Origin of the sequence: Streptomyces sp. NPDC015220 (assembly GCF_043079345.1) — a bacterium.
Classification (GTDB): domain Bacteria; phylum Actinomycetota; class Actinomycetes; order Streptomycetales; family Streptomycetaceae; genus Streptomyces.
Genome location: NZ_JBIBUK010000025.1, coordinates 20,497 through 27,407 on the forward strand (window position 1 = coordinate 20,497; position 6,911 = coordinate 27,407).

Genomic DNA, 6,911 nt, shown 5'->3' on the forward strand with positions numbered 1-6,911 from the left:
CCCCCGGTCAGGCTCCGGAAACCCCATGGTAGCGACCCGGGCTCCCGGATCGCCTCCAGCCCGCTGTGCGGGCCCTTCACCCCCTGCGAACACCGGGGACGGGCGCCGGATTCCTCCGGTCCCGTCCCCTGTGTTCCTCCGTGGCGGGTCCAGGGGTCTTCCGACCCCGTCCCGAGCAGGCGGTCAGACCTGCAGCAGCGCCTCCAGCGGGGCTCCGTCCAGAACCGGTTCCAGACGGGCCCGGCCGCCCAGGAAGCCCAGCTCCATCAGGACCGCGACGCCGGCGACCTCGGCGCCCGCGCGGCGGATGAGCTGCAGGGACGCCTCGGCGGTGCCGCCGGTGGCGAGGACGTCGTCGACGACCAGGACCCGGTCGCCGGCGCTCAGGTCCTCGGCGTGCACCTCGATCTCCGCCGAGCCGTACTCCAGGTCGTAGGCCTGGCGGAGGGTGGCTCCGGGGAGCTTGCCCGCCTTGCGCACGGGGATGAAGCCGAGGCCCGCGCGGACGGCGACCGGGGCGCCGAGGATGAAGCCGCGGGCCTCCAGGCCGACGATCTTCGTCGCGCCGGTGCGCTCGGCGGTCTCCGCGAGCGCGTCCGTGAGGGCGGTGAACGCGGCCGGGTCGGCCAGGAGCGGGGTGATGTCCTTGAACATCACGCCCTGCTCCGGGTAGTCCTCCACGTCCCGGATGCGGCTGAGCAGCAGTTCCTGTATGTCGGTCATCGCGGTCACCGGCGCTTCCCGGAGGGACGGCCGCGGCCGCGGCCGCGGGACGCGGGCTGGTTGCGCGGGCCCACCACCGCGGGGGCGGCGTCCTCGGGGTCCTCGTCGTACCCGTCGTCGGTGGGCTCCGCCTCCAGCGGCTCACCCTGGGCGGCGGCCTGCGCCCGCTTGGCCAGGACGCGCTTCTTGAGCGCCTTCATCTGCGGCTCGCGCTCCTTGAGGTCGGCGACGAGCGGCGTGGCGATGAAGATCGAGGAGTACGCGCCGGCCGCGAGGCCGACGAACAGCGACAGCGAGATGTCGTTGAGCATGCCCGCGCCGAGCACGCCGCCGCCGATGAACAGCAGGCCGGCCACCGGCAGCAGGGCGACCACCGTGGTGTTGATGGACCGCATCAGCGTGCCGTTGATGGAGAGGTTGGCGAGGTCGCTGTAGGTCCAGCGGGTCTGCCGGGTGATGTCCTTCGTCTGCTCCTTGAGGCTGTCGAAGACGACGACCGTGTCGTAGAGCGAGTAACCGAGGATGGTCAGCAGACCGATCACCGTGCCGGGGGTGACCTCGAAGCCGACGAGGGCGTAGATGCCGGTGGTGATGGTGATGTCGTGGATCAGCGCGACCAGCGCCGCCACCGCCATCCGCCACTCGAAGGCGATCGCCAGGTAGATCACGACCAGGACCATGAAGATCGCCAGGCCCTCCCAGGCCTTGTTGGCGATCTGCTTGCCCCAGCTGGGGCCGACCAGGTCGGCGTTGATCCGCTCGGGGTTGACCTTCAGGTCCTTGGCCAGCGCGTCCTTGATCTGGTCGGACTTGCCGGTGTCGATGCCCGCGATCTGGATGCGCAGGCTGCCGTCGCCGAGCTTCTGCACGATCGCGTCGTGGCCGGAGGCCTCCGTCGCGTACGTCTCGGCCTGGGAGACCGAGGTGCTCATGTGCTTCGGCGTGGTGAAGACCGCTCCGCCCTGGAACTCGATGCCCATGTTCAGGCCGCGCACCGCCAGACCGAGGATGGCCGTGATGGTGATCAGGATGGAGATGCCGTACCAGATCTTGCGGTTCTTGATGAAGTCGTAGCCGACCTCACCGCGATGCAGTCGGGCGCCGAGGGAACCGAGCTTGGCCATCTCACGCCTCCTTCGGGTCGACGGGGCCGGCGGCCGGGCGGGCGGGACGGCGGGTACGGCGCAGCGGCGGCTTGGCGCCCAGGGCCTTCGGGTCGAGGCCGGAGAACTTGTGGCCGTTCGCGAAGAACTTCCTGCGGGCGAGGATCGTCATCAGCGGCTTGGTGAAGAGGAAGACGACGACCACGTCGAGCAGGGTGGTCAGGCCGAGCGTGAACGCGAAGCCCTGCACCTTGCCGACGGTGACGACGAAGAGCACCGCGGCGGCCAGGAACGACACGAAGTCGGAGACCAGGATGGTCCGCCGGGCGCGCGGCCAGGCGCGCTCCACGGAGGGCCGCAGCGTGCGTCCCTCGCGGACCTCGTCCCGGATGCGTTCGAAGAACACGATGAACGAGTCCGCCGTGATGCCGATGGCGACGATCGCGCCGCACACGGCCGGCAGGTTCAGCGCGAAGCCGATGGCCGGGCCGAGCAGCGACATGATCACGTAGGCGAGGGCGGCCGAGACCAGCAGCGAGGGGACGGCGATGATCGACAGGCCCCGGTAGAAGATCAGCAGGTAGATCACGACCAGGGCGAGGCCGATGGCGCCCGCGATCAGGCCGGCGTGCAGCTGGTCACCGCCGAGCGCGGCGGTCACGGTGGTGACGCTGTCCTCCTTGAAGGTCAGCGGCAGGGCGCCGTAGGACAGCATGTTGGCCAGGCTCTGCGCGGACTTCTGGTCGAAGTTGCCGGAGATCTGGGCGTTGCCGCCGGTGATGGCGTTCTTGACGTAGGGGTCCGAGACCACGTCGCCGTCCAGGACGATGGCGAACTGGTTCTGCGGGGACTGGTTCTGCGCCAGCTTGCCGGTGACGTCGGCGAACTTCTTCGCGCCCTTGCTGGTGAAGTCGAGCTGGACGATCCAGCCGGAGGCGCCCTGCGTGTCGAAGACCGCCTGGCCCTTCTTCACGTCGGTGCCGTCCACCGCGGCGGGGCCGAGGATGTACTTCTGCCACTGGCCGGAGGAGTTCTGGCCGCAGGCGACGGTCGGCACGGTGGGCAGCACGCCCTTGCCGGCGGTGGCGCGGGCGCTCTCCTTGGAGCAGTCGAGCGCGGTGTACTCGGCCTGGAGCTTGGCCGTCGCGTCGTCGGTGGCGCCGCCGCTCGCGGACGGGGAGGGGCTGGCCGAGGTCTTCGGGCTGGCCGAGCCGCCGGAGGACGGGGTGGCGTCGGCCTTCAGACCGTCGGTGACGGCGCGGCCCTGCTTGGTCGCGGTCGCCGACGGGCTCGCCGAGCCGGAGGTCGCCTTGTCGCCGGCCTTGTCCGTGGCCTTGCCGGAGCCGCTGGGGGAAGCGCTCGGCGACGGGCTGGACGTGGCGGCGCCGCCGGAGACCTCGGTGGTGAGGACCGGACGGAAGTACAGCTTCGCGGTGGTGCCGACCTGCTCCCGGGCCTGCTTGGAGTTCGTGCCCTTGGGGATGTTGACGATGATGTTGTCGTTGCCCTGGGTCTGGACCTCGGCCTCCGAGACACCAAGACCATTGACACGGCGTTCCATGATGTTGACGGCCGTGTTCATGTTGGTCTTGTTGATCGCGGATTCCTGACCGCGCTCGGGGACCGCCCGCAGGGTGATGCTCGTACCGCCGGCCAGGTCGATGCCCAGGCGCGGGGTGGTGTTCCCCGAGGCGAACATGCCGGCGGTGAGCGCCACGATGGCGATCAGGATGAGGGCCAGCGAGCGCCCTGGCTTGCTCGGGGCGCTCGCACTCCGGCCCTTCTTAGGTGCTGCCACCTTCTCGTACTCCCTCTCGGGCCGCTCCGCGCCGGATGAGCCGGTGGCGGCCATGACATGGTGTCGGGATCCCGCGCGAAGTGAACACGTGCCAGGGCGCGCGGGCGACTGCCGCGCGCCCTGGGTGGTGACTACTTCGCCTCGGAGTCGCCGTCGGTCTTCTTCGGCTCTGCGTCCGCCTTCGCCTCGGTGGTGGCGTCGGCCGGCTCCTCGGCCGCGTCCTTCTTACCGAGGTCGATGGGCTTGTCGTCGGAGGCGGTGGAAGCGTCGGCGGCGGGCTCGTCGGTCTCGGTGAGGGAGGAGGCGTCGTCGGGAACGAGGTCGGCGTCGGACTTCAGGTCGTGCTCGACGCCGTGGACGATGCGGTTGTACTCGTCGTCGGACAGGACGGTCGCGATCGCGTTCTTGGCGAACAGCAGTTCCACGCCCGGTCCGGCGTCAAGGAGGACCGTGTCGTCGTTGACCTCCTTGACCGTGGCGTACATGCCCCCGATGGTGCGGATTCCGCTGCCGGGCTGCATCTGGGTCCGCATCTCGGCGGCCTGCTGCTGCTTGCGCTTGGCCGACCGGGTCATCAGGAACATGGCCCCGATGAGCACGATGAACGGGAGGAGGGTCACGAGACTCACGGGTCGGAACTTCCTTCACACGACCGCGATGGGGAGCGGCCTGATGGTTGGGGGTATGCGTGCCGTCGACAAGGAGCGGCATCGGCGGAGTCTAAGCGAGTCCGCGCGCAAGGAACAACGCTCAGCATGGCACCTGGGTTCCTGCCCGGGCCAGTGACGTCGCGGTCACGCCCCGAACAGGTCCTGTTGTCCGTTTCCCCCGGCCTGCGAACGGGGCGGGGTGAGCCCGAGGTGTTCCCAGGCGGCGGGGGTGGCCACCCTCCCGCGCGGCGTACGCGCGAGCAGACCCTCCCGGACGAGGAAGGGTTCGGCGACCTCTTCCACGGTCTCACGTTCCTCCCCCACCGCGACAGCGAGCGTCGACAGGCCGACCGGGCCGCCGCCGAACAGCTTCAGCAGCGCCTGGAGCACCGCGCGGTCGAGCCGGTCGAGGCCGCGGGCGTCGACCTCGTAGACGGCGAGGGCCGCGGCGGCGATGTCACGGGTGATCACTCCGTCGGCCTTGACCTGCGCGTAGTCGCGCACCCGGCGCAGCAGACGGTTGGCGATCCGGGGGGTGCCGCGGGAGCGGCCGGCGATCTCGGCGGCGCCGTGGGTGTCGATCTCGACGTCGAGGAGGCTCGCCGAGCGGTGCACCACGCGTTCCAGTTCGGCGGGTTCGTAGAACTCCATGTGCGCGGTGAAGCCGAACCGGTCGCGCAGCGGGGGCGGCAGCAGGCCGGCCCGGGTGGTGGCGCCCACCAGGGTGAAGGGGGGCAGTTCGAGCGGGATGGCGGTGGCGCCGGGGCCCTTGCCGACGATCACGTCGACGCGGAAGTCCTCCATCGCCATGTAGAGCATCTCCTCGGCGGGCCGGGACATGCGGTGGATCTCGTCGAGGAAGAGCACCTCCCCCTCCTGGAGGGAGGAGAGGATGGCCGCGAGGTCGCCGGCGTGCTGGATGGCGGGGCCGGAGGTGATGCGGATGGGGGCGCCCATCTCGGCCGCGATGATCATCGACAGGGTGGTCTTGCCGAGGCCGGGAGCACCGGAGAGCAGCACGTGGTCGGCGGTGGCGCCGCGCGCGCGGGCGGCGCGCAGCACGAGGTCGAGCTGTTCGCGGACCTTCTCCTGGCCGATGAACTCGCCCAGGTCCTTGGGGCGCAGGGCGGCCTCGACGGCCTGGTCCTCGCGGTCGGCGGCGGAGTCCACCAGCCGCTCCTCGGCGGGGCCGACGGGCCGCTCGGCGGCGGGGCTGTCGGTCGTGTCGTCCCAGTTCATGTCTGCTCTGCCTCGGAGTCGTGGGTCAGCGGGCTCGGTTCAGGGTCTGCAGGGCGGCCTTCAGCAGCCGTCCCACCTGGGGCGGCCCCCCGGCGGCCTCGGCCTGCGGCGCCACCGCGGCGACGGCCTCGTCGGCCTCCCGGGTGGCGTAGCCGAGGCCGATGAGCGCCGCGTGCAGCTGGTCGCGCCAGCCCTGGGTGACCGGTGCGCCGACCGCGGGGGCGCCGACCGGTTCGCCCAGCCGGTCCTTGAGCTCCAGCAGCAGTTTCTGGGCGCCCTTCTTGCCGATGCCGGGAACGGCGGTCAGGGCCTTCTCGTCGCCGGTGGCCACCGCGCGGCGCAGGGCGTCGGGGCGGTGCACGGCGAGCATGGCCTGGGCGAGCCGGGGGCCGACGCCGCTCGCGGTCTGCAGCAGCTCGAAGACCTGCCGCTCGTCGTCGTCCGCGAAGCCGTACAGCGTCAGCGAGTCCTCCCTCACGACCAGGGAGGTGGCGAGCTTGGCGGGCCGGCCGACGCGGAGCGCGGAGAGCGTGTCGGGCGTGCAATGCACGGCCATGCCGACGCCGCCGACCTCGATCACCGCGGTGTCGGGGGCGAGTGCGGCGACCGTGCCGCTGACGAAGGCGATCATGCCGTACGGCCTTTCGTTGTCATGGGTGCTCGGGCTGTCGTCGGTGTTCCCGCTCCGGCCGCCGCCGGCGCCTGGGCCGCGTGCCGGGCGACGGCCTGCTGGAGCCGGTTCTGCGCCGGGGCCCGCCAGATGTGGCAGATGGCGAGCGCGAGCGCGTCGGCGGCGTCGGCGGGCTTCGGGGGCGCGGCGAGCCGCAGCAGGCGGGTGACCATGGCGCCCACCTGGGCCTTGTCCGCGCGGCCGCTGCCGGTGACGGCGGCCTTGACCTCGCTGGGGGTGTGCAGGGCGACGGGGATGCCCCGGCGCGAGGCGCACAGGATGGCGACGGCGCTGGCCTGTGCGGTGCCCATCACCGTGCGGACGTTGTGCTGGCTGAAGACCCGCTCCACGGCGACGTACTCCGGCCGGTGTTCGTCGAGCCACCGCTCTATGCCCTGCTCGACGGCGACGAGGCGCTGGCCGAGGTCGGCGTCCGCGGGTGTGCGGACGACACCGACACCGATCATGGTCAGCGGCCGGCCGGCGACGCCCTCCACGACGCCGACGCCGCACCGGGTCAGCCCCGGGTCCACCCCCAGTACGCGCACGCGCTTCCCCTTCGATCGCCTGTTTGTGCAGGCTATCGGGTGCCACCGACAACGGCGGCGGGGCGGGGGGCGGGGGCCCCCCGCCCCCCCCCCCCCCCCCCGCGCCCCCCCCCCGGGGGACACCCCCCCCCCCCCCCCCGGCGCGCGGACCGCCCACGTGGGGCCAACCGTGTTCCCCGC

Annotated in this window: 7 protein-coding genes; all 7 read right to left on the reverse strand. The window is 71.8% G+C overall.

Translation table 11 applies throughout. The features are described 5' to 3' along the window. Nucleotides 1–183: 183 nt before the first annotated feature. A complete protein-coding gene (locus ACF061_RS32805; RefSeq protein ID WP_392270646.1) occupies nucleotides 184–723 on the reverse strand; it encodes an adenine phosphoribosyltransferase in 540 nt (179 codons plus the stop codon). Nucleotides 724–728: 5 nt separating this feature from the next. Beyond that, on the reverse strand, nucleotides 729–1,847 hold the full coding sequence (gene secF / locus ACF061_RS32810) for a protein translocase subunit SecF (protein ID WP_392270647.1): 1,119 nt from the start codon (nucleotides 1,845–1,847) through the stop codon (nucleotides 729–731). A gap of 1 nt (nucleotide 1,848) precedes the next feature. Continuing rightward, nucleotides 1,849–3,624 (reverse strand): protein translocase subunit SecD, encoded by a 1,776-nt coding sequence (gene secD / locus ACF061_RS32815; protein WP_392270648.1) that lies wholly within the window; start codon nucleotides 3,622–3,624, stop codon nucleotides 1,849–1,851. A 131-nt stretch (nucleotides 3,625–3,755) separates the two neighbouring features. Continuing rightward, on the reverse strand, nucleotides 3,756–4,253 hold the full coding sequence (gene yajC, locus ACF061_RS32820; RefSeq protein WP_392270649.1) for a preprotein translocase subunit YajC: 498 nt from the start codon (nucleotides 4,251–4,253) through the stop codon (nucleotides 3,756–3,758). Nucleotides 4,254–4,418: 165 nt separating this feature from the next. Continuing rightward, nucleotides 4,419–5,513 carry a Holliday junction branch migration DNA helicase RuvB gene (gene ruvB / locus ACF061_RS32825; RefSeq protein ID WP_392270650.1) on the reverse strand — a complete coding sequence of 365 codons (1,095 nt, stop codon included), beginning with the start codon at nucleotides 5,511–5,513 and terminating at the stop codon, nucleotides 4,419–4,421. Between the two features lie 25 nt (nucleotides 5,514–5,538). Beyond that, nucleotides 5,539–6,144 (reverse strand): Holliday junction branch migration protein RuvA, encoded by a 606-nt coding sequence (ruvA, locus tag ACF061_RS32830; protein WP_392270651.1) that lies wholly within the window; start codon nucleotides 6,142–6,144, stop codon nucleotides 5,539–5,541. Beyond that, nucleotides 6,141–6,731 carry a crossover junction endodeoxyribonuclease RuvC gene (ruvC, locus tag ACF061_RS32835; protein WP_392270652.1) on the reverse strand — a complete coding sequence of 197 codons (591 nt, stop codon included), beginning with the start codon at nucleotides 6,729–6,731 and terminating at the stop codon, nucleotides 6,141–6,143. Before ruvC ends, ruvA begins: the two co-directional genes overlap by 4 nt. Nucleotides 6,732–6,911: the final 180 nt, after the last annotated feature.